Source organism: Planococcus sp. ANT_H30 (assembly GCF_008369335.1).
In the GTDB taxonomy this organism is placed as follows: domain Bacteria; phylum Bacillota; class Bacilli; order Bacillales_A; family Planococcaceae; genus Planococcus; species Planococcus kocurii.
Genome location: NZ_VOBJ01000008.1, coordinates 1 through 26261 on the forward strand (window position 1 = coordinate 1; position 26261 = coordinate 26261).

Annotated in this window: 27 protein-coding genes and 1 pseudogene; 18 read left to right on the top strand and 10 right to left on the bottom strand. The window is 41.2% G+C overall.

All coding sequences use genetic code 11. From position 1 onward, the window contains the following. The 3 genes from FQ085_RS14370 to FQ085_RS14380 form a co-directional block, all read right to left on the bottom strand. The coding region (locus FQ085_RS14370) for a cation transporter (RefSeq protein WP_316834604.1) at positions 1 to 508 on the bottom strand (508 nt) is incomplete at its 3' end. Then, positions 501 to 866, bottom strand: a complete 366-nt coding sequence (locus FQ085_RS14375) for an ArsR/SmtB family transcription factor (RefSeq protein ID WP_101803172.1) — start codon at positions 864 to 866, stop codon at positions 501 to 503. The genes FQ085_RS14375 and FQ085_RS14370, both read right to left, overlap by 8 nt. Positions 867 to 944: 78 nt before the next feature. After that, entirely contained in the window at positions 945 to 1565 is a 621-nt protein-coding gene (locus FQ085_RS14380; protein WP_101803174.1) for a CadD family cadmium resistance transporter, read from the bottom strand. Between the two features lie 442 nt (positions 1566 to 2007). Between FQ085_RS14380 and FQ085_RS14385 the strand changes: the two genes are divergently transcribed. Then, positions 2008 to 2856 carry a cation diffusion facilitator family transporter gene (locus tag FQ085_RS14385; RefSeq protein ID WP_101191820.1) on the top strand — a complete coding sequence of 283 codons (849 nt, stop codon included), beginning with the start codon at positions 2008 to 2010 and terminating at the stop codon, positions 2854 to 2856. Positions 2857 to 3044: 188 nt separating this feature from the next. Here FQ085_RS14385 and FQ085_RS14390 read toward each other — a convergent pair whose 3' ends face one another. The 4 genes from FQ085_RS14390 to FQ085_RS14405 form a co-directional block, all read right to left on the bottom strand. Beyond that, on the bottom strand, positions 3045 to 4958 hold the full coding sequence (locus tag FQ085_RS14390) for a heavy metal translocating P-type ATPase (RefSeq protein WP_149456922.1): 1914 nt from the start codon (positions 4956 to 4958) through the stop codon (positions 3045 to 3047). Positions 4959 to 5239: 281 nt separating this feature from the next. Further along, positions 5240 to 5368 (bottom strand): transposase, encoded by a 129-nt coding sequence (locus FQ085_RS18480; RefSeq protein WP_101191818.1) that lies wholly within the window; start codon positions 5366 to 5368, stop codon positions 5240 to 5242. Between the two features lie 275 nt (positions 5369 to 5643). Further along, positions 5644 to 5772, bottom strand: coding sequence for a winged helix-turn-helix domain-containing protein (locus tag FQ085_RS18220; protein WP_149456923.1), 129 nt, complete (start codon positions 5770 to 5772; stop codon positions 5644 to 5646). Positions 5773 to 5832: 60 nt separating this feature from the next. Continuing rightward, positions 5833 to 6159 carry an ArsR/SmtB family transcription factor gene (locus tag FQ085_RS14405; RefSeq protein ID WP_101805639.1) on the bottom strand — a complete coding sequence of 109 codons (327 nt, stop codon included), beginning with the start codon at positions 6157 to 6159 and terminating at the stop codon, positions 5833 to 5835. A 330-nt stretch (positions 6160 to 6489) separates the two neighbouring features. On the opposite strand from FQ085_RS14405, the gene FQ085_RS14410 reads away from it, so the two are divergent. Continuing rightward, positions 6490 to 7938, top strand: a complete 1449-nt coding sequence (locus FQ085_RS14410; protein ID WP_262499808.1) for an N-acetylmuramoyl-L-alanine amidase — start codon at positions 6490 to 6492, stop codon at positions 7936 to 7938. 164 nt (positions 7939 to 8102) lie between these two features. Here FQ085_RS14410 and FQ085_RS14415 read toward each other — a convergent pair whose 3' ends face one another. Next, the gene (locus FQ085_RS14415; protein ID WP_149456924.1) at positions 8103 to 8351 is read right to left on the bottom strand and encodes a hypothetical protein; all 249 of its coding nucleotides are present in this window, start codon (positions 8349 to 8351) and stop codon (positions 8103 to 8105) included. Between the two features lie 315 nt (positions 8352 to 8666). On the opposite strand from FQ085_RS14415, the gene FQ085_RS14420 reads away from it, so the two are divergent. Together FQ085_RS14420 and FQ085_RS14425 are read left to right on the top strand one after the other, a co-directional pair. Further along, positions 8667 to 10154: an alpha-amylase family glycosyl hydrolase gene (locus FQ085_RS14420; RefSeq protein ID WP_149456925.1), complete on the top strand. Its 1488-nt coding sequence runs from the start codon at positions 8667 to 8669 to the stop codon at positions 10152 to 10154. Between the two features lie 383 nt (positions 10155 to 10537). Next, complete coding sequence (locus FQ085_RS14425) at positions 10538 to 11971, top strand: murein hydrolase activator EnvC family protein (protein ID WP_149456926.1); 1434 nt, start codon at positions 10538 to 10540, stop codon at positions 11969 to 11971. A 402-nt stretch (positions 11972 to 12373) separates the two neighbouring features. Here the strand turns inward: FQ085_RS14425 and FQ085_RS14435 are convergent, their stop codons facing one another. Then, entirely contained in the window at positions 12374 to 12763 is a 390-nt protein-coding gene (locus FQ085_RS14435; protein WP_101805597.1) for an ArsR/SmtB family transcription factor, read from the bottom strand. A 194-nt stretch (positions 12764 to 12957) separates the two neighbouring features. On the opposite strand from FQ085_RS14435, the gene FQ085_RS14440 reads away from it, so the two are divergent. The 11 genes and pseudogenes from FQ085_RS14440 to FQ085_RS14490 all read left to right on the top strand — a co-directional run bounded on the left by FQ085_RS14440 (position 12958) and on the right by FQ085_RS14490 (position 22284). Continuing rightward, entirely contained in the window at positions 12958 to 13524 is a 567-nt protein-coding gene (locus FQ085_RS14440) for a copper resistance CopC family protein (RefSeq protein WP_101191814.1), read from the top strand. Further along, on the top strand, positions 13521 to 14615 hold the full coding sequence (locus FQ085_RS14445) for a copper resistance D family protein (RefSeq protein ID WP_101191813.1): 1095 nt from the start codon (positions 13521 to 13523) through the stop codon (positions 14613 to 14615). Before FQ085_RS14440 ends, FQ085_RS14445 begins: the two co-directional genes overlap by 4 nt. A gap of 28 nt (positions 14616 to 14643) precedes the next feature. Beyond that, positions 14644 to 15330: a DsbA family protein gene (locus tag FQ085_RS14450; protein ID WP_149456927.1), complete on the top strand. Its 687-nt coding sequence runs from the start codon at positions 14644 to 14646 to the stop codon at positions 15328 to 15330. Further along, positions 15330 to 15770, top strand: coding sequence for a disulfide oxidoreductase (locus FQ085_RS14455; RefSeq protein WP_101191811.1), 441 nt, complete (start codon positions 15330 to 15332; stop codon positions 15768 to 15770). Before FQ085_RS14450 ends, FQ085_RS14455 begins: the two co-directional genes overlap by 1 nt. 104 nt (positions 15771 to 15874) lie before the next feature. Continuing rightward, positions 15875 to 16582, top strand: coding sequence for a cytochrome c biogenesis CcdA family protein (locus FQ085_RS14460; RefSeq protein ID WP_101191810.1), 708 nt, complete (start codon positions 15875 to 15877; stop codon positions 16580 to 16582). A 28-nt stretch (positions 16583 to 16610) separates the two neighbouring features. Further along, the gene (resA, locus tag FQ085_RS14465; RefSeq protein ID WP_101191809.1) at positions 16611 to 17147 is read left to right on the top strand and encodes a thiol-disulfide oxidoreductase ResA; all 537 of its coding nucleotides are present in this window, start codon (positions 16611 to 16613) and stop codon (positions 17145 to 17147) included. 13 nt (positions 17148 to 17160) lie between these two features. Continuing rightward, the gene (locus tag FQ085_RS14470; protein WP_101191808.1) at positions 17161 to 18819 is read left to right on the top strand and encodes a cytochrome c biogenesis ResB family protein; all 1659 of its coding nucleotides are present in this window, start codon (positions 17161 to 17163) and stop codon (positions 18817 to 18819) included. Continuing rightward, positions 18816 to 20000, top strand: a complete 1185-nt coding sequence (ccsB, locus tag FQ085_RS14475) for a c-type cytochrome biogenesis protein CcsB (protein WP_149456928.1) — start codon at positions 18816 to 18818, stop codon at positions 19998 to 20000. The genes FQ085_RS14470 and ccsB overlap by 4 nt, the downstream gene beginning before the upstream one ends. Positions 20001 to 20208: 208 nt before the next feature. Then, positions 20209 to 21102, top strand: coding sequence for a hypothetical protein (locus FQ085_RS14480; RefSeq protein WP_149456929.1), 894 nt, complete (start codon positions 20209 to 20211; stop codon positions 21100 to 21102). A gap of 137 nt (positions 21103 to 21239) precedes the next feature. Then, a pseudogene (locus FQ085_RS14485) lies at positions 21240 to 21521 on the top strand (redoxin domain-containing protein); the annotation flags it as partial. Between the two features lie 133 nt (positions 21522 to 21654). After that, positions 21655 to 22284, top strand: a complete 630-nt coding sequence (locus FQ085_RS14490; protein WP_149456930.1) for a lytic transglycosylase domain-containing protein — start codon at positions 21655 to 21657, stop codon at positions 22282 to 22284. A 103-nt stretch (positions 22285 to 22387) separates the two neighbouring features. Here the strand turns inward: FQ085_RS14490 and FQ085_RS14495 are convergent, their stop codons facing one another. Continuing rightward, positions 22388 to 24274 (bottom strand): LTA synthase family protein, encoded by a 1887-nt coding sequence (locus FQ085_RS14495; RefSeq protein WP_149456931.1) that lies wholly within the window; start codon positions 24272 to 24274, stop codon positions 22388 to 22390. A gap of 612 nt (positions 24275 to 24886) precedes the next feature. Here FQ085_RS14495 and FQ085_RS18340 point away from each other — a divergent pair. From FQ085_RS18340 to FQ085_RS18485, 3 genes are all read left to right on the top strand, one after another. Continuing rightward, complete coding sequence (locus FQ085_RS18340; protein WP_262499809.1) at positions 24887 to 25234, top strand: hypothetical protein; 348 nt, start codon at positions 24887 to 24889, stop codon at positions 25232 to 25234. Between the two features lie 72 nt (positions 25235 to 25306). Further along, the gene (locus FQ085_RS18345; protein WP_262499810.1) at positions 25307 to 25438 is read left to right on the top strand and encodes a hypothetical protein; all 132 of its coding nucleotides are present in this window, start codon (positions 25307 to 25309) and stop codon (positions 25436 to 25438) included. Positions 25439 to 25966: 528 nt separating this feature from the next. Continuing rightward, positions 25967 to 26098 (top strand): hypothetical protein, encoded by a 132-nt coding sequence (locus tag FQ085_RS18485; protein WP_394121203.1) that lies wholly within the window; start codon positions 25967 to 25969, stop codon positions 26096 to 26098. Positions 26099 to 26261: the final 163 nt, after the last annotated feature.

Here is a 26261-nt window from a genome sequence, read left to right on the forward strand (position 1 = left end):
TATCGGTTTCCGTTTTCGGACCGGCTGGCCGGCCTGTGATTTCAGGAGCGACCTTCAAATTTTCAAATGCACCGGCTTTCTCCAATTCTTCAACCGAGGCCGTCCCGTAAACGGAAATTTTCGAAGCGCCGAAATTCACTTTCGCATCCTGGACACCGGGAATCTGCTTGACGTTGTTCTCAAACTTCCCGGCACAGTTGGCGCACGTAAAGCCTTCCACCCGGAAGACATTTTTTTCTTCGACTGCCACGTTCACTTCGGGAGCCGTCTGGCGTTTCGGTTTTTCCGGTGCCACTTTCAAGTTTTCAAATGCACCGGCTTTTTCCAATTCTTCAACCGAGGCCGTCCCGTAAACGGAAATTTTCGAAGCCCCGAAATTCACTTTCGCATCCTGGACACCGGAAATCTGCTTAACATTCTTCTCAAATTTCCCGGCACAGTTGGCACACGTAAAGCCTTCCACCCGGTAAACCGTTTTGTCTTCTGTTTCCTTTGTTTTTTCAACCAACTTCAACAACCTCCTTCTGATGGAGGAAGGCCACTTGCACCAAGTGTTTCACATGCGCGTCATCCAACGAATAATAGACCAATTTGCCTTCTTTGCGGTATTTCGCCAACCCCATATTTTTTAACAGGCGCAGGTGGTAGGAGGCGGTTGCGGTGGAAGAGCCGATGATATTCGCAACGTCGCACACACAAAGTTTGTCCTCCAGCGATAAGGCATAGGCGATCTTGATACGCGTATCATCCGACAACGCCTTGAAGATCTTCGCCACTTCCAATGGATTCTGTTCTGCCAGCTGTTGCTGGACTCGTTCCACCTTTTCTTCATCTATACAGACCACATCACAAATCTCTTTTGCCAATTTCTTTCACTCCTTTTTCTGACTCGCTGTTTTACAGCAGTCTTTCTTTTCTATAGAAAACAAAACTCGAAAACCATATCAGCTCACTAAACTCCAAAGGAAACGGAATGTCCCGTTCTCCACCATGATCAAGATGCCCAGTCCGATAAAGACGACCGGCACAATCCAGCGTTCCCATTTCTCGATTGTTTCCGAGATTGATTTAACGGAGGCCAAACGGTAGCTGAGGTAACACAAAACAGCTGTCATAATGGCAAAGACAACAAGCATCACAACGGTCTCACTCAAATTTAAGGTTGAAAAATAGGGTATGTAGACACCGATGTTGTCACCGCCAGCCGCCAGTGTAATGACTGTGACGGTTACAAAAAAACGATTGGATTTTCCGGAAGACAAGCGGGACAGGATATCCTCTTCGTCGTTCTCCTCTTCCTCTTCCTCTTTAAACCACACTTTGATTCCCAGATAAATTGGAATCAGTCCGAGCAGCCCGACCCAATGTTCCGGAACGAAGGTAAGACCGGATGCAGCCAATAGACTGACGCCAACCAATAGGGCTGTCCCCAAATACTGACCGACGACAATGGATTTTAATTGGCCGGATTTTTTGGTCTGTGAAAACAGAATCAATAAAATGATGACGTAATCAATACTTGTCGCAATATAAGCTGCAACAGCGGAAAAAATTGTCGTAATCAGCACCACCAACTCCTTTGTGAATACTAGAACCAACTAATATCCTTCTAATAGTTAAACATTCAAACGAACGTTTGATTAATGCAAGTGTACAAAGATTTCGCTAGATTGTCAATGATACATTCAAATGATTGTTTTAATATTTGAGTATGCTTGTTAGAATGAACGAAGTAATAGATTTTGCGATTATGAATAAGTGACGAATTTTAAAAAACACCTGTAATCTATGGCAAATCAGTAGTGATAGGAAAACAAGTTGAATATTAATTTAGCCATTGAGTAAGCACGACCACATGAACGATTGGCCACTTATTAATGTTATGCATATTTTGATGTTTCCGGGGAATAGATGACTAAAGGACAGATGATTCTGCTGTGCATTTAGAATCCACGTAATTTTTCTAAAATCGAAACTAAAACAGGAGTCAGGGAAAGGGGACGTATCATGGCAAAAGCTCATAAATCCACCAAGAATATCAAGTTGGCTTTCATGATCAACCTTCTATTTTCAATAGGAGAACTCATTGGCGGCTTTTTAATTAACAGTGTCGCAATCATGTCTGATGCTATTCATGATCTAGGAGACGCTATTGCTTTAGGGATTTCTTGGTTTCTACAAAACTTTTCAAATAAAGAAGGGGATGAGAAGTTTTCGTTCGGCTATAAACGTTTTTCCCTTTTGGGCGCATTAATCAATGCAGCTGTTTTGATTGCTGGCTCTATTTATATTTTTACTCAGGCTATCCCTTTGCTGTTTAATCCGGAACATTCCAATGCCCAAGGGATGATTTGGTTTGCCATTGTAGGCGTTCTTTTAAATGGTTATGCAGCTTTCAAGTTACATAAAGGAAAATCAGTAAATGAAGGAGTCCTGTCCTGGCATATGCTCGAAGATGTTTTAGGATGGGTGGCAGTACTGATTGTCGGCATTGTTCTGCTGTTCAAGGATATTCATATCCTCGACCCGATTTTATCCCTGGCAATTGCCCTGTTTATTTTAGTGAACGTTGTGCGCAATCTTACTAAAACCATGAAAATTCTGTTAGAAGGCGTGCCCGAAGGAATTGATATAGAAGAAATACAGGCGAAAATCGAGAAAATTCCAGGGGTATTGTCTGTCGGGGATTTAAATATTTGGTCGATCGACGGAGAAGAGAATGCACTGAATCTACATCTTTCTGTTGAGGGAGATAACCTTGCGGATTCAGCCGCTATAAAAGAAAAAGTAAGAAAGGCTACTTCCGACCTGAGGATTGTCCATTCCGCCATTGAATTGGAATGGAAAGACCGCTAATAACCTTCCTTTTAGTGCGTATGATTTCTAAGGGAACTTTCAATAGCTTTCTAGGAGTTGCTTAAGTAAAAGAGAGAAAAGGGCAAATTTAAAAGCCTCTTTTCTCTCTTTTGGTCTGTATAAGTTTGTAAAAAAGTACTTTTACAAACACTTTATAGTAATCCTATTTTAAAAAAGTCTGGACCAGATTATCTAGATCTTAACAAACGAAGCCCATTGAGAATTACAACCAATGTACTTCCTTCATGAATAATGACGCTGATTGCTATATCCGTTAATCCTAATAAGGTAACGATAATTAGAAATGCTACAACTGTCATTGAGAAAATAATATTTTGCCAAATAACACGATTCATTTTTAAGGAAATCTGATGAGCTTTTACTAATTTGGATAAATCGTTTTTCATTAAAACTAGATCAGATACATCTACTGCAACATCCGTACCATCTCCCATAGCAATTCCGACATCTGCTTTCACAAGAGCAGGTGCGTCATTTACACCATCGCCCACCATAGCGGTTATGCCATAGTTTTCTTTTTGTTGATCTATAATATTAGATTTGTCTTCCGGCATAACATTAGCGATAACTTCATCCAGTCCTAACTGTTCAGCAACCGCCTTCCCGGTCATTTCAGAATCACCAGTAATTAAAGTAGTGTGTATACCTAGTTTTTTAAAATACTCAATAGTTTCTTTCGCATGTTCACTTGGAATATCCATTAGCCCAATCAGACCAATCACTTCTTCATCTTCTGCTACATATACGACTGTCTTACCTTCTGACGCCCATTCACTATTTAAATGAATATATTCATCTGAAACACCGTCAAAAGAAGTCGGCTTTCCTATTCGATAATTTTTACCTTTGTAATCTCCTGTCAATCCTCTACCAATCTGATTTTCTACTTCAATAGCTAGTTTATTTTTTTGTTCAAACTTTCTTAGAATAGCATCTGCTAAGGGGTGGTTGGATTCCTTTTCAAGAGCCACTACGATATCAATAATATTTTCTTCGTTTACAGAATTAGTAAAATAATAATTGGTTACTTCAGGTTTTCCTTTCGTTAAGGTTCCCGTTTTATCAAAGGCAATTGCTTGAATCCCGGCTAATTGAGACAAATATGAACTTCCTTTTGAAAGTACGCCTCTTTTAGCTAGGTTTGAAGTGGCTGACAAAGTTACGGATACGGTAGCTGCAGCTAGAGCACACGGTGAAGCTGCGACTAGAAGAACTAATCCTCTATAAGTACTTTGTGACCAAGTCCAATCCAAAATCATAGGAGTGAGTATAATGAAGAGCGGTATTGCCATTAAAACAACTGTAACGTATTTCGGTTCAAATTTCTGGATAATACTGGCGGCTTTTGTTTGATTATTTTGATTTTGATTGACTAGTTGTAAGATTTTTGAAAAGACAGTATCTTTATTTTCTTTTGAGACTTCCATTGTGAAAGTTCCTGTTCCATTAATCGTACTCCCAAAAACCACGTCTCCTTTTGATTTTTCTTTAGGGATACTTTCTCCATTGATAGAAGATTCATCAATGGAGGTATTTCCAGATAAAATGACTCCGTCAATGGGTACTTGATCTCCATTCAATACTTGGAGCCGATCTCCCACTTTTAATTCATTAACATCAACAATCTTTGTATTGCCATCAGAAATGATCAATCTGGCAGTCGTTGGATTCAGTTTAAGTAATTTTGTGATTTCTCGTTTGCTTCTACCTTCAGCATAATCTTCTAAAAAATGCGCACCAGAAAATATGAGAATCAGCAACGTTCCTTCCCAAAAATTCCCTATCAGTGAAGCACCAAGTGCAGCTAATCCCATTAAAATGTGGGAATTAGGTGTAAATTTATTTTTGGCTTTTGTATTTTCAACTGTTTCTCCAATTCCTTCAAGAAGAATGACATGATAGCCCGCACTAATTGTTGCAATTGAAAATAAAATGTTCTTAGTAATTGTATACTCTCCATTTAAAAATAAAGCAATAAGCGCTAGGGCTAAACCAATGAAGTACCAAATAATGGGCATCTTTCCGTGATCATGGTCATGGTTATGTGTTTCATGAGATTGTTGTTCTTTAACTGTCTCCATTTCTATCACCTCTTTAAATGTAGTCTCTTTGGTTTTCGTACACTTATTGTTTGTGTCCATAAATTTTGTGGACTTATTCCCTCTAAACTAAAAAAAGTGGCGTGTAATATCATCTATATAAGTTGAATTAATGTTTACTAATCTAACGCACAACCGATCAATCGTTTCTTTTTTCGGCGCATGACGTCCTGAAGAAACGCACTGATAGCCAGAATAATTTTCTGGACGTTGCCAAAGAATACATTGTTAATGACTGTTTCCTTTAACTATTTCCAGACACCTTACATTAACATTATGTTCAATATGGGACTACACGGAGGCAAAAAGACCATTTGAGGGCGACATCGATTTTCTTCCAAGAATGGCTGAATCAATTTGGCGTGGTGAATCCTAGCGTTGTCTAGAATCATGACAATTTTACCCGTTGATTAAATCGCTCAGATTCTCGAGAGGAAACGTAGAAAAGCATGGGCATTATACTATTCTTCTTCGATGCAGAAAATTGCACCGGTCTCATAATCCGCCGTACCAATCAGCTTCACGCCCTTATGCTGGCCATAGGTGGGAATGAGTCGCTGTTTTCCTTTGAGGAACCAGGTACCGGTCTTGGTAATCACGAATCATCTTCAAATACAGGTGATCAATCTCACCGTCTATCAATTTTTTTAAATGTTGGAAAGGTCTCTTAAACTAAAGTGTCTGGCTTTTTGGGATCCGATTTTTGAAGTGTATAAGTCGGTCGTGTATAACTTAATCCCATTGAATGCAGGAGATTGGAAGCATCTTTTTGTAATCGGTTATGATCATGTGCCATTTTTTTTACTCCTTTCAACGCATAGGATGTCCAGCTGTGAATCTTGTAATTAAACGTTTTTCAATGATGGATCGCGTGTTCAATGGCCTGCTTTAAAAGATTCATGACATGATTATCGTCTTCCGAATAGTAGAGTGTGGTTCCAGCTCTACGATATTTCACTAATCGCAACTGTTTCAGAAAACGCAGTTGATGCGACACCGTGGATTGCCCCAAATTCAACTTTTCTGCCAGGTCATTGACGGAGTATTCACCGGAACACAGCAGATTCAAAATGCGAATTCGAGTAGGGTCACTTAATGCTTTAAATGTTTGGGAGACGACAAAGAGGGTTTCTTCATCTAACCGGCTACTCGTGACGGAAACTTCTTTTTTTTCAAAATCCATACTCATCTTCTAAAGACCTCCAAAGATATATTTTAACCTTATAATCAATATATGAGAATATGTTCATATATTGATTATAAGGTTTTCTTTTATTAATTGTCAAGTATATTCCCAGAGTATTCTTTTTAGCTTAAAATTATCGAATTGCACCCGTATAACCAGCTGAATCTCATTGGAAAAGCCAAATCTCTATAACGAAATGTATCTTTCTGCCCAGGTGTTCCGATTAAAATGACAAAATAAAATAAAAATTAAATATAATGTCAGATGTGTATTCAAGTAGAAACAGTTTAAAGTATATTGTAGGTATAAAATAGGAGGTATTATGAGTTGAAAAAATGGATAATAATGCTTGTAATGATTTTGCTAGTCTCGATATACACGCCAAAAAGTTATGCAAATACAAATCTCACTTTCGTAGACGTAGCTAATCATCGAGCTCAAGCTGAAATCTCGTATCTCGTGACTCGTGGTTTTGTCCACGGGGTAACGGCAACAACTTTTGTGCCTAACCGACAGGTAACCCGAGGTGAAGCAGCCGCTATGCTCGGCAGAGCACTAGGGTTAAGTGGAGTTAAAAGAAATACCAAATTCTCTGACGTAAGAGTAGGCAACTTCGCTTCAGGGTATGTGGATGAATTAGTTCGGAAAGGGATAATATCAGGTTATCCCGATGGCTCGTTTCAACCATATAAAGTTCTATCTCGTGGAGAGATGGCTCTTCTGATAAATAGGAGTTTTAATTTGGGTGGAATCAGTATCTCTACTTCGGTGGACAACTTAATGCGAAAAGGAATTGCACAAGGCTTTCCTGATGGCAGTTTTCGAACGGACGAGACCATCATTCGAGCAGACTTTGCAATTTTTTTGGCAAGAAGCTTAAATGAAAATTTCAGAGTTAAACCGGAGGGTGTTTCATTTAGCAAGACAATGTATGTTAATACAGGTGCTGATGCTTTAAATATGCGTTCTGGTCCCAGCACTTCGGATAAAGTAATAAGCAGTTTGAAACATGGAACAACCGTTAATGTCGCTTCATCAAAAAATGGCTGGTCACATGTTCAGGTGAATGGTGTTATTGGTTACGTCAGTACAAATTATCTTGTAGCTTTAAAGCCAACTGTTCCAGCGCCAGTTTCCACTTCCCTAGGAACGAGTGATTTGAAAGTTATTATAGATCCCGGTCATGGAGGGACAGATCCGGGATCCGTCGCTAATGGTTTTCAAGAAAAGATGATTACTCTAAATGTCGGAAAACACATGAAAAATTATTTTGATCAAACACCGATTGCTACTACAATGACACGCAGTACCGACGTTTTCATTGAGTTAAGTGACCGTGCTAAGGCAGCAGCAAAAAATGATGGAGATGTTTTTGTTAGCATTCATACCAATAAATTTAATGGCGAAGTAAACGGACAAGAAACCTTTTACTATGCGAAAACAACAGCGACAAATCCGAACGTCCAAGAGTCACGTGCGCTTTCCATTTATCTGCAGGCACGCATGCAAGAAGCGTGGAAGTTGACCAATCGTCAAGTTAAAGTAGGGAATTTAGCCGTGCTGCGTGAAAACACAGTTCCTGCCTCCCTAACTGAAATAGGATTTATCGATAATTCGAAGGATCTTCAATTTATAAAATCGGAGTTGGAGCGTCAAAGAATGGGGAAAGCGTTATTTCTCGGTACACTGGACTATTTTTACCATTACGAAAAACGAACTGATGTGTTGCCGTACTACAAAAAAGCTGGAGCTTCGCTCAGCAAAAAGCTGCATTGAGCTACAACTATTTTTATGTACTGCTTCTGTAATGAAGGAAAAGATTGAATATCTTGTATTTGAATAATTTTTAGCATTTTTCGCCAACTCTTTTTAAATGGAGAAGGATGAGTTTTATATGAATTTACCGTTTGTCCTGTTCGGATTCGAAAGAAATTCTGTCATTAAGTTTTTTTAAAACTGTTTTTAGTTTCAGCAAGTTGTTTAACTAGTTGTTGGTGGTAAAACACTTTTGACCACAGGTAAATAGCCAGTCCAATAAGCAAAATGGGCATTTGCCATCCCGTTTTATCATTCAAAACAAAATCATAAAGGGACCAAACAAAGAGGGCCACACTATAAAAGAGGAATCCGTATGTTGAGGATCTCTCTTTTTTTTGTTTTCTTTTGTTCTCTTTTTTCGTTGCTGTCATCTTTTTCCTCCCTCACTTCTTCTGTTTAGGTATTTTTACTAACTGAACTTATCCCGTCAGGTAACTCTAACTCTAATGGATTTAGGCGATTAATCAACTAAGTAATAAGGCAATTCCATGAAAAAAGATATGTGCATTGGTACTGAACTGGATGGGGAATCAACCATGAAGCAAACATCTTTCTTCACAGTTTCGACGAAACTAAGCTAAAGATACTTGATTTTTGACAATATTGCATAGTAGCGATGCCTGCTGTTTGATAAACTAGACCGGACGTAAGGAAATCGATGAGTTTTACCGAAGGAGGAAGTTGGATTGAAAGCAAAGTGGTTTTTAGCAATTATAACTGGAATTTTATTAGTGAGCTTAGTAACTCCAGCAGCAGCAAATGAAAAGAACTCATTGCAAGATGAAATTATATACGATTTGTTAGTCGATCGTTACTTCAACAAAGTTATACAGAATGATTACGAAGTGGACTCGCGGGATTTAACCGCATTCAATGGTGGCGATTTTAAAGGGTTGGCCAGCGAAATGCAGTACATCAAAGACATGGGCTTTACAATGGTATCGATTGGTCCGGTATTTTCCACTGCTACTTATGATGGGAAAGAAGTAATCGACTATCAACAGTTTGAACGCCATTTTGGTACAAAGGAAGAATTTCAAGAGGCCATTGATAGCATCCATGAATTGGATATGAAAGTCATGATCGATCTTCCGACTCAACGGGTCAGCAAAGAACACGTATGGAACAAAGAGAATACGGAGTGGTTCTCTGAAAATGAAGATGGAACGATGGCACTGGATACAACAAATCCGGAAGCTCAAAGAAAATTAATTGATTGGTTCAGTGAATTTGTCGAAGAATATGAAATAGATGGAATTCGCCTACAAACCGCAGATCAATTGGATGAAGATTTTATTAGTCAATTTTCAGAAACCATGAAAAGTATTCGGGGTGTCTATATCATAAGCGACTTAGAAATGGGACCTCAATCCGGACTGGATGCGGTTGTAAAGCCTGGTATAGAAGAGGATTTGCGAAGCAGTTATAAAAATTTCGATCCCCTTTCAACAACTTCTCCGGACTTTGAAGAGACGGCTGAGGGCCAATTAACTCGAGTGGATTCTCTTTTAAGCAATCGCTTTACATCTGACATCGTGGCAGTGAGAGGGTTTCCCCCAACGAGATGGAACTTATTGATGTTTCAGTTATTGACCATGCCCGGAATCCCGATTGTTCAATACGGCTCCGAGATTGCTATGAACGGAAGTGCCCCCCCTGAATCTCACTCTATTCTAAATATGGGGGTAGACGAAGAACTGATTGACCACATTACAAGTTTGACTTCGCTTCGAAATCAGTCGGAAGCACTTCGGACAGGAGAAACGGAAGTCTTGCATGAAAAGGATGGATGGCTTGTCTATAAACGGTCTAATAAGGAAGAGTCATGGATTATCGCTATTAATAATTCCTCCTCAACAAAGAGTTTGACGATACCAGCCGAAGTGATTGGTGACGACAAAGAAATGCGGGGATTATTTGAAAATGACGTGGTTCGTCAGAATGATGACGGTGATTACCAAATTACATTGGATCGTGAGTTAGGGGAAGCCTTCAATGTCATCGAACGAAAGGGATTTAATAAAGCCTATATTGCTGCCTTAATTCTTCTTTATACGTTGTTTATAAGTTTTCTTGTGTTGGCTTGGCGTAGAGGACGGAAACGGAACTTAGCTAAAGCAAATAAATCAAAGAATAGTGATGTTGAAGAATTCCCAAAGCCTAACCATGGGTAAAGCGAATTTCACATGTCAACGCCCAAAATTTGTTATAAGAGTAATGATAGTAAATAAGCATACAAGTAAGCAATCCGACTTATATTTATGAGTTGGATTTTTCTATCCCCTAATATTTTCAAGTAAAAATGTTAAATTGTTATTATTTTATACCAAAATGAAATGTGACTGTAACAAAGCAAACCGTATAGGGTGTTACAATAACAGAGCCGGAATTTGTAGGGAACTAAAAATAGTTAAACTAAACTGGGTTTTTAAACTCATGAAGTTAACTGATAGCTACTTCCTGAATGACTTTAACGGATGTACACGCATATTTTAAGTTTTTCTAAATAGAACGATATAGAGAGAAATGAATTGGGATTTGAAAGGGGAAACGAAACATGATATCGAAATGGATGTTGACTGGTTTGACTTCTGTATTGGCTTTATCACTGCTGGTACCAACAGCAAGTGCTGATACACTAAGTGAACTAGAGCAAAAGAAACAGCAAGTTGAACAGAGGCAAGGCGAATTAAACTCTGGAATCAACGAAAAGTCGAATGAAATATCTAAAAATAAGTCCATATTGGAAGAAATCATGGCACAAATTCAGGTACTTGATGCTAAAATTCAAGAAACTGGAGCGAAAATCGCTAGCGTTGAAGGCACTATTGCACAAACAAAAGAGGAAATTGAAGAATTAAAGGCTTCAATTGTTGAACTTGAGCAAAAAATTGCTGAACGTACGGAATTACTACAAGAACGGGCACGTGCCATCCAATTAAGTGGAGGCTCGGTGGATTACATAGATGTATTACTTGGCGCAAACAGCTTTGTTGATTTCATCGACCGTTTTTCAGCCGTGAATACGTTAATCGAAGCAGACCGTAACATCATGCGTGAACAGGCGGCAGACAAAGAATTGCTGGCTGAGCAAAAAGCACAAGTTGAAACAAAACTTGCTGAGCAAGAAGAACGTCGCGCAGAGTTAGAAACTCTTAAATCTTCACTTGATGGGCAAAAAGCGGAGCAAGCAGGTCTTGGGAGAGAATTACAAGCTGAACAAGAACGTTTAGCAAGTGAGAAATCCAATTTAGAGGGTCAGCGTGCTGAAGCTCTGGACATCAGTGCGGAACTGGAAACACAAATTGTGAATGAACAGAAGCGTCTTGCAGAAGTGGCAAGAAAAGCTGAAGAAGAACGTCAGCGCAAGTTGGCAGCAGAACGAAAAGCTGCGGCTGAACAGGCGGCGGCTGAACAACAAGCAGCTGAAGAAGCAGCTGCCGCGAGACAAGCTGAAGAAGAACGAAAAGCTGCGGCTGAGAGCAGTACAAAATCAGCAGCTGTAAAAACACCGAGCGTGGAAAAATCCGTAGAAGCGAATGCACCAGCCAGTGAGTATGAAGCTCCTGCAGCAGCTTCGGGGTCTCCGTTTATCCGACCAGCAGCAGGCAGAAACACCTCTAATTTTGGATGGCGTGATATTGGAGATGGACCTGAATTTACCGCAGGCATGGACATTGCTAATGTTCCAGGTACACAGGTAATGGCAGCAGCCAACGGCTACGTTTCAAGTGCTGGTACGATGGGCGGACTAGGTAATGCCGTTGTCATTACACATTCAGTCAATGGGCAAACGATGACGACGGTATATGGCCATTTGAACTCGATTGACGTTTCTACTGGTCAGGCAGTATCTCAGGGACAACGAATTGGTGGCATGGGGAATACCGGGCGTTCGACCGGACCACATCTACATTTCGAAACACATATCGGCATCTGGAACGGTTCAAGTTCCAATGCAGTTGATCCACGAAATTATATTGGATCTTAACAAAAACAGCCGACATCCCAAGAGATGTCGGCTGTTTCTTTATTTCATTTTCTCTTTAAGTTATCTTCTTAATATTTATTCTTCATCAGTCGAAGAGAGTTCAATACGACAATTAATGTGGTGCTCATGTCAGCGAAGATAGCCATCCAAAGAGTGAGCAACCCTGGGATGATTAAAAGCAACGCCAGTATTTTCAATCCTAGTGCAAAGGCACCGTTTCGAAAAAAAGGGTCAAATGATTTTCTCACTTTTTCCAACTGTTCATATAGAGGCTTCACCGGCAACTGAGATTTTCGAAGCGCCGCAATTCAACTGAACATCTTGAACAGAAAGAATGTTCCGAATGTTTTTCTCGAATTTTGCCGTACAGATTACGCATTTGATAACCATTCGTTTCTTTGCTCATTTGTATCGATCCTCTTTGGCGTGCTCCAACGCAATGCGTACCAGTTGCTTTACGTGATCATCTGTCAGTGAGTAAAAGACCAATTTCCCTCTTTTTTCATATTTCGCTAAGCCCATATTTCGTAAATAGCGAAGATGATGAGAGGCTGTGGCCGTTGTAGTCTCGAGAATATTGGCGACATCACATACACATAGTTCCTTTTCCAGCGTTAACGCATAGGTGATCTTTAAGCGCGTTGCATCCGAAAGTGCTTTGAAAAGCAATTCAACTCCACTGATTCCAACGAGCTTGGGCTGAATTCGCTCAATCACTTCTTCGTCATAGCAAAAGGTTTGGCAAGTATCTTGTTTTGTTCCAACTTTAACTTTGATTTTTATTTCATCCATGGTTCCACCTCATTCAAATGTTCGTTTGATTATGTCCAGTGTAGGAAAAATTCGAAACTTTGTCAATCTTATATTCAAACGATTGTTTAAATGTTGTTGTTCGCCTGTTAGAATGAATGGGGAATAAAAAGAAAAAGTGCTGTAAAAGCATCAGTTTTACAAGAAAAAAGTTACGAGTAAAGAGGTGAAGTCTAGTGAAAAAAGTGGTCTTATTCCTATTATTTTTCTTATCTCTAACATCATCAGCCGTCTTTGCGCACACCGCATTGGAAAGTGCTAACCCTGCAGAGGGAGATGTAGTCACCGAGGAATTGCAAGAAATGGTATTGGAATTCAATACCGACTTGGAACAAGGAAGCTCTTTTACGGTGGAAGATGAAAGAGGACAGGAAGTTCCAATAGGTGTTGAAATTGGTGGACAGTCCATGACAGGGACGTTAGGGGCGGCAATAGCAAACGGCACCTATACGGTCAACTGGAAGATCATCGGAGCTGATGGCCATCCCATTGAAGGAACTTATGCCTTTACCCTAAAAGTCAGTGAGGACTTAATCTCTTCAGGGATAACAGAAGAAGCTACGCCGTCCACTGAGGACGAACTGGCAGACCAAGGGGAAACGGAAGAACCTCTAAATGAAAATCTAGCGGCTCCTCAGGAAACGACTAATGCACCTTATGTGATGGTGATTGTGTTGATGATACTGGCAGTGATTGCTGTTGGCACGTTGATGTGGGTGTCGAATAAAAGGGGAAATAAATGATTTGGATTTATGTAACAGAGACTCTGCTGTATCTATGCTTTTCCCTGTTGATCGGTACATTGGTGATTCAACTGGTTCCGTCTCACCTAAAGCCCCACTTGAAAATCAACAAACGTGTGTTGCAAGTGGCCATTCTGGGAATCGCCTTCTTGTCTGCGGCACCGGTCATTCGATTAATTCTGTTTCTCTATGAAGATATCGGTCTTTTAGTAACAACTCAAAATGTCATAGGAGAATTCGAAGTTGGGCAAGCCTGGACCGTAACTGTTTTTATTTCGGTATTTTTCTACCTTTTTGTGTCGCTTGTTCCAGTCTTTAAAAGAAAAGCATTTATAGGCATTGCGCTTGTTTTTTCCTTTATTCTGCTTTTGGCGGTGGGATGGGCAAGCCATGCAGCTTCCCTGACCGACTGGAGTGGCTTTGTTGTTCATACGCTGCATTTTACAGCTGTCGCGGTTTGGGTAGGCTTGTTGTTGGTGGTGAGTTGGTTTTCGACTACTGCACAAAACTGGCTGTCCTTTTTAAAATGGTATACACCGGTAGCCCTCAGTTGTTTGGCGATTGTCGTCGGTTCAGGAATTTTTATCATGACATTGGCGGTGGATGTAACGGAATATCAAGATGCTTGGATGATGCCCTACGGCCAGGCAATCTTGCTGAAGCATTTACTGGTACTCCCTGTTTTGTTGTTCGCTTGGATTAATGGGGTCTGGATGAGAAGAAAACTCCAACGTGGAGAAGACATAAATCCGGTTCCTTGGTCAAGGGCAGAAAGCGTCGTCTTGCTGTTGATTTTTGCGGCAACTGCCGTATTGGGCCAGCAAGAGCCTCCTCATTCCATTGAAGCCTACTTGAAGGGAAGTGGTGCCTCCGATCTCTTCCGTTACTTTTATTCGGGGCAGATCGATCCCGCGATGCACCTGCAAGTTGATTTCACTCTTCTGGGCTCGTTGTTCTTTGGGGTAGCTGTCATTTTTGGTTTTCTTGTTCTCTACTGCTTTAAGCAGAAGGCACCTTCATTCGTTTCCTTATTAATGAGCCTATTTAGTGTGTTGGCATTGTATGTAGGATTGATGATGAGTATTTCTTAAATAAACCTATACAGAAAAGAGGAAGATTATGAATAACAATCAGAAAAAAGCTAAGCCATCCGGCTTGAAGTTTGCGGTTCTCTTAACATCTTTAGCAGTTGTGATTTTGGTTGCGATTGTGGTTTTGACTAATCAACAAGAAGCGCCAGCAGTGGAAACGGCACAAATCGATCTCAGCGGACAGCCGATTTTAGGCGAAGAAGAAGCTCCAGTTACAGTCGTCGAATTTGGAGACTTCAAATGTCCTTCTTGCAAAGCGTGGGGAGAAACGGTTTATCCGCAACTCGTTCAGGATTACGTGGACACAGGAGAGGCGAAGTTTTCCTATATCAACGTTCTTTTCCATGGAGAGGAATCTACGTTAGCTTCTCTAGCGGCAGAATCCGTTTATCAGCAAAGTCCGGAAGTTTATTGGGATTTCCACAAAGCTCTATTTGCGGCACAGCCAGAAGTAAACCATGACGGGGCCTGGATCACTCCTGAAAAAGTTCTGGAAGTGGCAGCAGTTTATCCATCAATCGATCAAACGAAATTGAAAGAAGATATGGAAAAGCAAGCCACAATGGATGCTGTGGAAGTTGACACAGCGTTAGTGGAAGAAGCTGGAGTTGCCCAAACACCGACGATTGTTATCAATGGGCAGACATTAGAAGATCCGTTTGACTATGAAGCGATTAAAGAGCTGATTGAACAAGAATTGATGGGTGAGGAGTAATGGAGAAAGAAAGAATACAATCCAGCCAAAATGCGATTTTGTTATACGGTGCCTGGTTTGTGGCATTGATTGCGACACTTGGCAGTCTGTACTTCAGTGAAATCAAAGGATTCATTCCTTGTGAACTTTGTTGGTATCAACGAATCGCGATGTATCCACTGGTCTTGATTTTAGGAATTGCCACATTCCGGAACGATGCAAAGGTATTTATTTACGTCTTGCCTTTATCGCTTTTGGGAGGAAGTATTTCGATTCTCCATTACCTGGAACAAAAAGTACCTGGCTTCGGGGGGATTAAACCCTGTGTTAGTGGTGTTCCCTGCAGCTCTGAGTATATCAACTGGTTTGGATTTGTGACAATTCCTTTCCTCGCGCTGATTGCCTTCATCTTGATTTCAGTAGCCATGGTGGTCTTAGTGGTCAAAAACAAGAAGGATTGACCTTCGATTTTTCAGCGTTACCTATCGATTCCGCAAGAAGTCCGTTTAAATCATAAGCAGGTATGACTGGTTCATGCTGTAAATTTTTATAAGGAGATGACCATGTGGCAGAAGTCAGTTTACTTCTAGCGTTTGGTGCAGGACTGTTATCATTTCTTTCTCCCTGCTCCCTGCCGCTGTATCCAGCTTTTCTCTCGTACATTACCGGTGTTTCAGTGAATGACTTGAAAACCGAAAAAGGCGTGATGAGGCGCAATGCGTTGATTCACACCATTCTCTTTTTAATCGGCTTTTCCATCATTTTTTTGGCATTAGGATTATCCACTTCATTTATCGGATCGTTCTTCTTGGAAAACCAAGCTCTTTTACGGCAATTAGGTGCGATTTTGATGGTATTTTTCGGTTTGGTACTTACAGGTATTTTGAAGTTTGATTTTTTGTTGTCAGATAAAAAAGTCCATTTCCAAAAAAGACCCTCTGGATATGCCGGTTCTGTTTTGATTGGTATTGGATTTGCGGCAGGGTGGACGCCTTGTACGGGACCGATTTTGGCAGGGGTCATTGCACTTGGCGTAGCCGATCCGGATAGAGGGCTCCTCTATATGCTGTTTTATGTGTTAGGCTTTGCGATTCCCTTCCTTTTGATGTCCCTGTTCATTGAGAAAATGAGCTTTCTAAAGAAAAAGAGTGCGCTTTTCATGTCAATTGGCGGCGCATTGATGATTCTGATGGGTGTTTTATTGTATTTTGATATGATGACAGAAATTATTGCTTTCCTTTCTCAATTCACAGGAGGATTTACAGGATTCTAACTGATTAGATAGAAATGAGGGTTTTTACATGACAGTTAAAAAGAAAAAGCGGTCTTATGTACGGGCGGCTATCTTACTGGTGATGGCAGGAGCCATCGTTTTTACGATTTACAACAGCTTTGCAGGTGAAAAAAGTGAACTATTGCAAGTGGGAGATGAAGCTCCGGACTTTGCCTTAGTGGATCTTGAAGGTAAAGAACATCAATTATCGGATTACCAAGGTCAAGGCGTGTTTGTGAACTTCTGGGGGACTTGGTGCAAACCGTGTGAGAAAGAATTTCCGCTGATGGAAAAACAATATCAAGTGTACAAGGACCAAGGCGTTCAAATCTTAGCCGTCAATATTGCTCAGTCCGATTATGAAGTGAGACAATTTGCGGAACAACGGGATTTAACCTTTCCGATTGTGATTGATAAAACCAAAAGTGTAATGGAAGCTTACAACATTCGTCCCTTGCCGACTACACTGCTGGTCAATCCTGAAGGGAAGATCACGAAAATCATTACCGGGGAGATGTCTGAAGAGGACATTGCCAGCTACATGGAAGAAATCAAACCCGAATAAGGAGATTTTTTAGATGGAAAACGTACAATGCCAATGTGGCCATACGAATCCTCCTGGCACGAAGCTTTGTGAGTCGTGCGGGCGCTCTTTGACTGAAAAAGATCAAAACAGCAAGCTAGTGGATATGCGTTATGAGGGCACAGCCAGACGTTCCCAAACCTATAATAAATCCATCATCGATAAAATTTGGAACTTCTTTTCAAGTGTCAAAGTAGGAGTCAGCATTATTGTCGTCCTGTTGGTAGCTGCAGCCATTGGCACGATCCTGCCCCAGCAAGCTTTTGTTCCAGCGAGTACCGAAGCAACGATCCAAGCTTATTATGCCGATACGTACGGCAGTGTTGGACGCGTCTATCATGCGCTTGGGTTCCATGACTTATACAGCTCCTATTGGTTTATCGCATTGGTCGGGATGTTGGCCATTTCGTTGGTAATTGCCAGCTTGGACCGTTTCGTCCCGCTTTATAAGTCGTTAAAGAACCAACGGGTTTTGCGCCATCCAAGCTTTATGGACAAGCAGCGCATTTATGGCAGCGGCCCTGGGGCTGAAGATGCACTGGAAAAAGCAGAAACGAAATTAAAAGAGTTGAAATACACTGTCCGGACAGAAAAAAATGGACTATTGGCTGAAAAAGGCCGTTTTTCCCGATGGGGCCCCTACGTCAATCACATCGGTCTGATTATTTTCCTTTTCGGCGTCATGCTGCGGATGATGCCCGGATTTTATGTCGATGAAACGCTTTGGCTGCGCGAAGGCGAAACCAGAGCGATTCCTGAAGTGCCGGGCTATTACCTGGAAAACAAAAACTTTAAATTGGAAACGTATACGGGCGAAGGAGAAGACGCGAAGTTCGGGGAAGCAATCGATCGGGTGGGAACGGTCGTGAAGAACTACCAAACAGATATCGTTCTTTATCAAGAGCCGGAAGATAGCCTGCCCGGTGCAACCGATAACTTGGAAGTCGTTCAAGAATACCCGATCCGTGTCAACCAGCCGTTGAAATTTGATGGCTATGCCGTGTATCAAATGGATTATAAACTGAATGAATTAAAGGCAATGACATTCGCGTTGACGAACAAAGAAACGGAAGAATCATTGGGGGAATTGACAATCGACTTGATTAATCCGGATGCACTGTACGAATTGGAGACTGGATCAACAGTAGAACTGCTTGGTTATTACCCAGATTTCTCTGGTTTTGAAGATGGAGAACCGCAAACTGCGACCCCTTTGCCAAACAATCCCGGTTTCCTGGTGGAACTGACTACCCCAGAAACACCGGAAGGGGAAACAAGCTTTATCACCATCCAGAATACGGTGGAACCACTCGGTGAAAATCAATACAAATTAACCTTTCAGAATGCGGATACGCGTAATGTCTCCGGTTTAACGGTTCGCAAAGACAGCACCTTGCCGATTCTTGGCCTTGGCGGTTTGATCTTCATGATTGGTGTCGCGCAGGGGATGTACTTTAACCACCGCCGTTTCTGGATTCAGCAGAAGGCTGATGGCACGATCCTGCTTGCTGGCCATACCAATAAAAACTGGTTCGGCTTGAAGAAAGACCTGGATCGAGTGGTTGACTCTGCTAAATTGCCTGCTTACACAGATCAGCAGGATGAAATCGATAAAAAAGAGAAAGCGGAAAAGGAAGGTGAGTCTTCGTCATGACATTAACCGAGATTAGCTCGAATTTACTGTACGCTGCGTTCTTTGCTTACCTGATTGCCACTTTCGTTTTTGGTGGAGCTGTTAAAGGCAATAAGAAAGGAACGTTCAACTCGGAACAACGCTGGGGAAAAGTAGCGATTACGATCACCGTGATTGGCTTTCTTGCAAACCTCGGCTATTTCTTCACCCGGTGGATCGTATCGGGACATGCACCTCTCAGCAATATGTTTGAATTTACGACAGCGTTCGGCATGACGCTTGTAGGAGGATTCATCATTCTTTATTTCCTCTATAAAACACCCGTTTTAGGAATGGTTGTATTGCCGGTGGCCTTGTTGATTATTGCGTATGCAAGCATGTTCCCGAGTGAAGTCAGCCCGCTTATCCCGGCGCTTCAAACAAACTGGTTGGCGATTCACGTCAGCACGGTTGTCATTGCGGAAGGGATCTTGGCCATGAGTGCGGCAGCGGGGTTGATTTACTTGCTCAAAGTGGTGGATTTGTCAAAAAAGTCAAAGCAGCGATTTTGGCTGGAAGGAATTCTGTATTTTTTGGTGCTAGTCGTAGGTTTTGTTATTTCAAGTTCTTACTTCACCCTAACAAATTATGAAAACACCTTTCAGTATGTGAACAAAGATGATCAGGAAGCCACGATTATTTATAACATGCCCCCTATTTTCGGTATGAATGAATCGGTTCCAGTAACAGAGGATGCCATGACACCACTAGTCGAAACCCCAGCGTTAGTAGATGCTAGTAAACTGACGACTGTCACGTGGTCTTTGTTAGTTGGAACTGTTCTATATGTCCTAATTAGATTGATTACCCGCCGGAGAATATCGCAACTTATTCAACCACTAATGAAAAATGTCAATCTTCAACTGATGGATGAAATTAATTACCGTGCAGTGATTATCGGCTTTCCATTATTTACTCTGGGCGCGCTGGTCTTTGCCATGATTTGGGCTCAAATCACCTGGTCCCGTTTCTGGGGCTGGGATCCGAAAGAAGTCTGGGCGTTGGTTACTTGGTTATTTTATGCGGCCTATTTGCATTTACGTCTCGGCAAAGGTTGGCACGGTGAAAAATCAGCCTGGTTGGGTGTAATCGGTTTTGCGATTATCATGTTCAATTTAATAGTTGTCAACTTAATCATTGCGGGACTGCATTCATACGCGTAAAAAAAGCGCCTCTAGAGCGCTTTTTTTCCTGTCGACTTAATTTATGAACGCCTCTGGACACGACTCAACCAAGTTTTGTTGGCTTACGGGCAACTTGTCAAAACATCTTCATTTTCTGTTCATTCGCTGCTCAATTGAGCGATTTTTTCTTTTGTATCAGAAACTCTAACCAAAACTAGCCACAATACAGAAAACTGAGGTGGAAAATATGTTCAGGAAATTAGTGATTTTATTATTCGTCGTATTTTTCATGGTGCTGATTATTTTTACAGCTATCATGTTTTTGAAAAATGAAGTCGAGGTCTATTCGGATAAAGAAGTGACGTTGGCGATTGAAAAGCCTATGTTCATCAACTTAAGTGAATCGGTAACCACTGAAAAAGGCAGCGATAGGACAGTTGTCTATGACATGTCTTTGCTTGGCTTGAATGTCGGAACTTACACATTGGTCGAACGGACACTGGAAAACGGGACATCGCTCATTTTCGAAGAAATTGAAAATACCGGATGGATTCCCTATGCACTATCCTTGAATGTCAAAAATCTAGCTGAGTCCGAATTCAAATCTTGGAACCCGGAAGCTGCGGCAAGCCTGGACGAGGAAATCTACGGTCCAGACCCGACAACCAATCCGTATGGAGTCTTCACTAGAGGAAATACAGAAATTTTGCAGGGGAATGTCTTCGTTTCACGTAACCTGCAGCTGGGCAATGGGGACTGGGTACAAGAGCTTCGCCACGAAATCCCTGAATTTACTTTAGAGGAAGGTGTTTTAGCTAAAAATTACTGGCTGCCGCCAAAACATCAGAGCCAAACCTGGATGATGATCGGGCAAGAACCATTGTTCGAAACGGAAGAAGCAGAAGATGGGTGGATCACTTTTTCGCTTGAAAACCGTCTAGCCCAGTTAAACTGGCTGACGCCTGAAGGGCCATTGGTCAAACTGCAGTTGACCGATGATCCTCGTACACAACTGGCTTATGGCTATACAACCGACCAGACAGCAAACGTAAGTTTCATCGAATGGAATGAAAACTTCCCTTCGCTGTTCTTTGAATCCATGATGTTGAATTCAGAAAACGATTATGTATTGATGAATTGAACAGCCAATGCCAGCAATCAATTCCTGTTCGCTATGAAGTCTATCGAATTCCTGTAACTCCTTAGAGCCGCAAGGGCTCGGAATTATGAAATTGGTTCAATTAATATATATGTGACAGCAGGTGAGAAAACTAAACTGCTATGGACAAACAGTATCAAGTATACAAGGACCAAGGTGTGCAGATACTGGCTGTCAACATTGCCCAATCGGATTATGAAGTGAGGCAATATGCCGAACAGCGTAATCTGACGTTTCCCATTGTCATCGATAAGGATAAAAGCGTGATGGAAGTTTACAACATTCGCCCCCTTCCTATCACGATCTTGGCCAATCCAGAGGGGAAAATCGTAAAAATCATTACAGGTGAAATGTCCGAGCAGGATATTGCAAGCTACATGGAGCAGATAAAACCGGGCTGATCCAAGGGGAATTCCTAAAAACATTATGGGGTTCGGGCTTTTGAAGAATTGATGCAAAGGGAAAAACGGGAAAAAATATTTTTCTTGAGGATGGAATAGGTTAACAGAAATAGTGATGTCAGGTGTGAAAAATATGAAAACGAAAATCAGGAAAAGAAAGCGAAACGGTGCAAATAGGCAATTCGTTGCTTTTTGGTCGGTTATTGCTATCTTATCTATATTGGTAATCTTTGCATTGATGCTAGTTTCCGGAAAAGCGGACGATAGTCCTCTGAAGAAGTTTGCTCAACATATGTTTGAACCGGAAGTGCCAGAGGACTATATTCCTTTATATCAAGAAGCTGCGAACGCTTACGATATCCCATGGACCTTATTGGCTGCACATCATCGCGTTGAAACAAAATTCTCTACGATGGATCCTCTTCTGTCACCAGCAGGTGCGGAAGGCCATTTGCAATTTATGCCGTGCACATTTGTTGGCTGGAGCCACCCGACCTGTACGGGTCTTGGCAAAGGCGATATTGACGATAGTGAAAAAACGGACCCCATTGCGATTCAAAAGTATGGAGGATACGGTGTGGATGGCAATAAAGACGGTGTGGCGGACCCATATAATTTAAAAGATGCCTTATACAGCGCAGCAAACTATTTATCCCAAAGCGGTGCTTCACAAGGGAATCTCGAGCAGGCAATTTCCACTTACAACCATAGCGAAGAGTATGTGGAGGACGTACTATTCTATTACAACAAATACGAAGAATAGTATCAAAAAGAATAAACGGCTTTACGATTATGTTAAATATAGGCCAATACAAAAAGGACAAATGGGCTGCAACCAGCCGTTTGTCCTTTTTGTATTGCTAATATTAATCGGCAAGCAGTAGTTCACCGGTTTTTTTATCGTAGAACCGCAGCAAATCCCCGGTAATAATCGATTCCGAGTACTGCAGTTCAGTAAGAGCCTGTTCGATGTAAGGCGCACATAGCTGTTTATCAACTTCTTCGCCAGTGCCATTCTCATAACAAATATTTTCTGCAAAGACATATTGATCGGTTACAAAGCGTCCATCGCGAAAGATAACAAACTCCTCTCGCTCTTCTGAAAACAAATCATTGCCGAATTGCAAATCTGTCGAAGTATCGATGCCCATCAAGTTAAGGATTGTCGGACGCATATCGATTTGACCGCCAATTTCTTCATTGACACCGCCTTTTCCTGAACCGGGAATGTGGACGAAAAATGGTACCCGTTGCAGCTTGGCAGATTCATAAGGTGTAATTTCCTTGCCCAAATATTGGGCCATGGCTTCGTTATGATTTTCTGAAATCCCATAATGGTCACCATACATTACAATGATGGAATTTTCATAAAGTCCTTTTTCTTTCAACTCTTCGAACAAGGACTTAACAGCCTCATCCAAGTAACGGACTGTTTGGAAATAGCGGTTCAACGTCCCTGAATTCGAGTCAAACTCATCAATCATCTTATCTTGTTCGTCCAGCGTAAATGGGTAATGGTTAGTCAAGGTAATTAAACGGCTGTAGAAAGGCTCCTGCATTTCAGTCATATTCGCAACAGACTGTTCAAAGAAAGGAATATCCTTCAAGCCCCAGTTGACGGCTTGGCCTTCTTCTACCGTAAAGCTGTCCAAATCTAAAAATTCGTCGATGCTCAGTGAGTCATACATCATGTCACGATTCCAGAAACTTTTCGTATTCGCGTGTTGCACACTCGTGGAATAACCTTTGTTTCCAAGCTTTTCAGCCATGGAATTAAACGTATTTCCACTATGAGTGAAGAATACGGCACCACCGCTTCGAGGATACAAGGACGTTTCCAGCAGAAATTCGGAATCTGAGGTTTTCCCAAGCCCAGTTTGATGATAGAAGTTTGGGAAATAAATAGTGTCTTCATCTTCGGTCAATTCATTCAAGAAAGGTGTGATGGTTTGTCCGTTCATTTCATTATTAATCGGAAACGACTGCATGGATTCCAAGGCTACTATAATCAGGTTTTTTCCTTCAGCTATTCCAGACATTTCAGCCGACGGATCTATTTGATTGCTGCGTATATAATTATTCACCTCTACCAGATCTGAACTCTCAGCAAATGTTCGCTGTACCTGGGAACGGGACTGGATAAAAAGATCGTAAAGATGATAATTATACATACCTAAATTCTTTACCAGCATTTCCCGGTCAAAACTGCGTGTCAGAAGTTGGGGCCTTTCCGTTTCAGCCAGACCCAAGTTCAAGAACAGGACAGCGGCAGATAAGATGAAATAGACCTTGCGCTGAACCATAGGGGATTCTGACGCATGGGTTTTTACTCGAATAAATTTGATGGCCAGCCACAATACAATGACATCGGTGAAATATAATACATCCGTCATATAAATGCTGGCTACTGTGCTTGCACCAAGATCCCCGAAGTTGTCTGTCTGAAAGAGCACAGGCAATGTGATAAAGTCAGTAAAAAATCGATAGAACACGACATTTGCATACAAAACAACGGAAGTAAAAAGAGTTGCAATGAATAAATAACGGTTTTGATTTTTCACGCTTTTAAAAAATAGGGAAAGTCCATAAAAAAATAACAATAAACTTAAAGGACTCAAAAAAAGGATGAGTTCCTGAAGAGGATTATCGATTGTAATTGAAAAACTGGTTTTATAGACTGTATAAGTTTTGAGCCAAGTTGCAATGAGGGCAATTGCCAAGATTGAGTACTTCGGCCATTCTTTTTTCAGCATGTAAATTCTCCTTTGTAATTCTGCCTGGAAAGAGTTTCTCGCTTTCCAGGTAATGATGAAAGTCTTGAGACTTCTGGCAGGCATTTTGCGCCAGACTAGTAACTCGAGATAACACCCGTATTTAATAAATTGTATTTAGCGTAACATAAATACAACGAAAAATCGTTTCCAGCAGGTTCTTAGCCAGATGGGTTTTTATTGTTAATATACTTTTATAAATGACTAAGCAATAAAGGGGTGAGCCTGTTTCAAAACTGACGGTCATAACATCCAAATGGAATATGCCTCTCATATACGATATAAAGAAAAAGTATTCGAATCGCCTGTTGAAACAAGAGAACCGTTGATACCTCTGCATAATTTCATTGACACAGGTGATCTTCTACATTTTATAACTTGGTGTTATTTCAAATGTTTCGAAAAAGCGAAGTATTAACTTGCATTCTGCTTTGGTAAAAAAATTTGGAATTAAAACCAATTTATCTATTGAGTAAGATACGGTTCATTCTTCTTAAGAATTCTTCAAACCTATATAGAAAATTTGAGTGATAATGTTATATCCGGTTTTTAACGGGTAGGAAGCGGTATGGAGTAAAATATAAAGAGGGAGGAGTGGAAATAATAAACTCATTTATTAAAAAGGCTTTCCTTATTTATATCTTGTTTCTTTTCACAACTCTCAGCGGCAGCCCGATTCTGGAGACCGACTCTTCACCCTCAGAAGGGGAACTGGCTTTCCAGCAAATGAAAGAACAAATTTCCGAAAAAACTGTTCAGCGGGAAACTGCATTTGAAGAAGAAATTTTGAAAAAAGACTTTTCCGTTCATTCGTTCCAGCCTGCAAGAGAAGATACAGAGGAAAAACAACCTGGCGTCATGCCAGCACTCATTGAAATACCGGCAATCGATGCACGTGCAACAGTGATTCCGGTCGGCCAAACTGCAGACGGCAGAATGTAAGCACCGAAAAGCATCTATGAAATTGGGTGGTATGAGCCTGGAATAAGACCAGGCGATAATGGCAATGCCGTTTTGGCTGGTCATGTAGATGGCTTTTCCCAGCCTGGAACTTTTTATGATTTGAAAAAATTAGAACCGGGAGATGATATTTGGCGACAGTTCAGAATCACATTTAAACCTAATCACTTGTACAGGCGTTTTTGATGAAAGTACAGGTGAGTACGAGGAACGGTTGGTCATTTATACAGACTTGGTTGAAAGTTAGAGAGGACGAACTCCAACAGAGTCTAAAGGCACCTAAAAAACAATATTCATTTGAAGAATACAGTTATTTACCGATGGATTCTGTTATGTGATAACGAATTTAGACATGAGATATTCATTTCAAAAGAGAATCTCCAATACGCGGAGAAGAACCACATCTGTCTTATCTCCAAGCTGAACCCCATTTCAATAAAGACGTTGACATGTACGTTTGTAAAGTAGATCATATGGTCATCCGGAAAGCTCGGCAGGGAAAAAAGAGAGGGGCTTAGTCAAAGGAATTTTGTGAACGCTGTCCGCTAAGAGAAGACTGTTAAAAGGAAGGAGCCAAAAGCAAGACCTATTCGATGACCAGTTAATCCATAGAACATACAAACCAGTTTGTCTTCCAATAAAGTGAGTTCTTCAAGCAGACCGCCAAGGAGCGATATAAAATCGAAGCCAAGAACAGCGAACTGAAGAATCGGCATGGATAATCATGGGGCATCCGGAGCTGGATTCAGCGGCATGGCAGTGCAAGGAGCCATGTTGATTTTTACGGTGAACTTGAAACAAATCCTTCGGTTACTGGGTGAGCGCGGGGAAGCAGCAGAGCAATAATCGAACAAAAAAGGAGGCAGGAGGCAGAAAAGTCTGCCATTCTGCCTCTTTTTGTGTCTCCTATTGATTTCAAAGGAGGGTTTTTCAGTGACCTCGTAGAATACCGGAGTCATCTTATGGTAAGCCTAACTGCAGGGTACTTTTTTATAAACTGCCCTTAAAT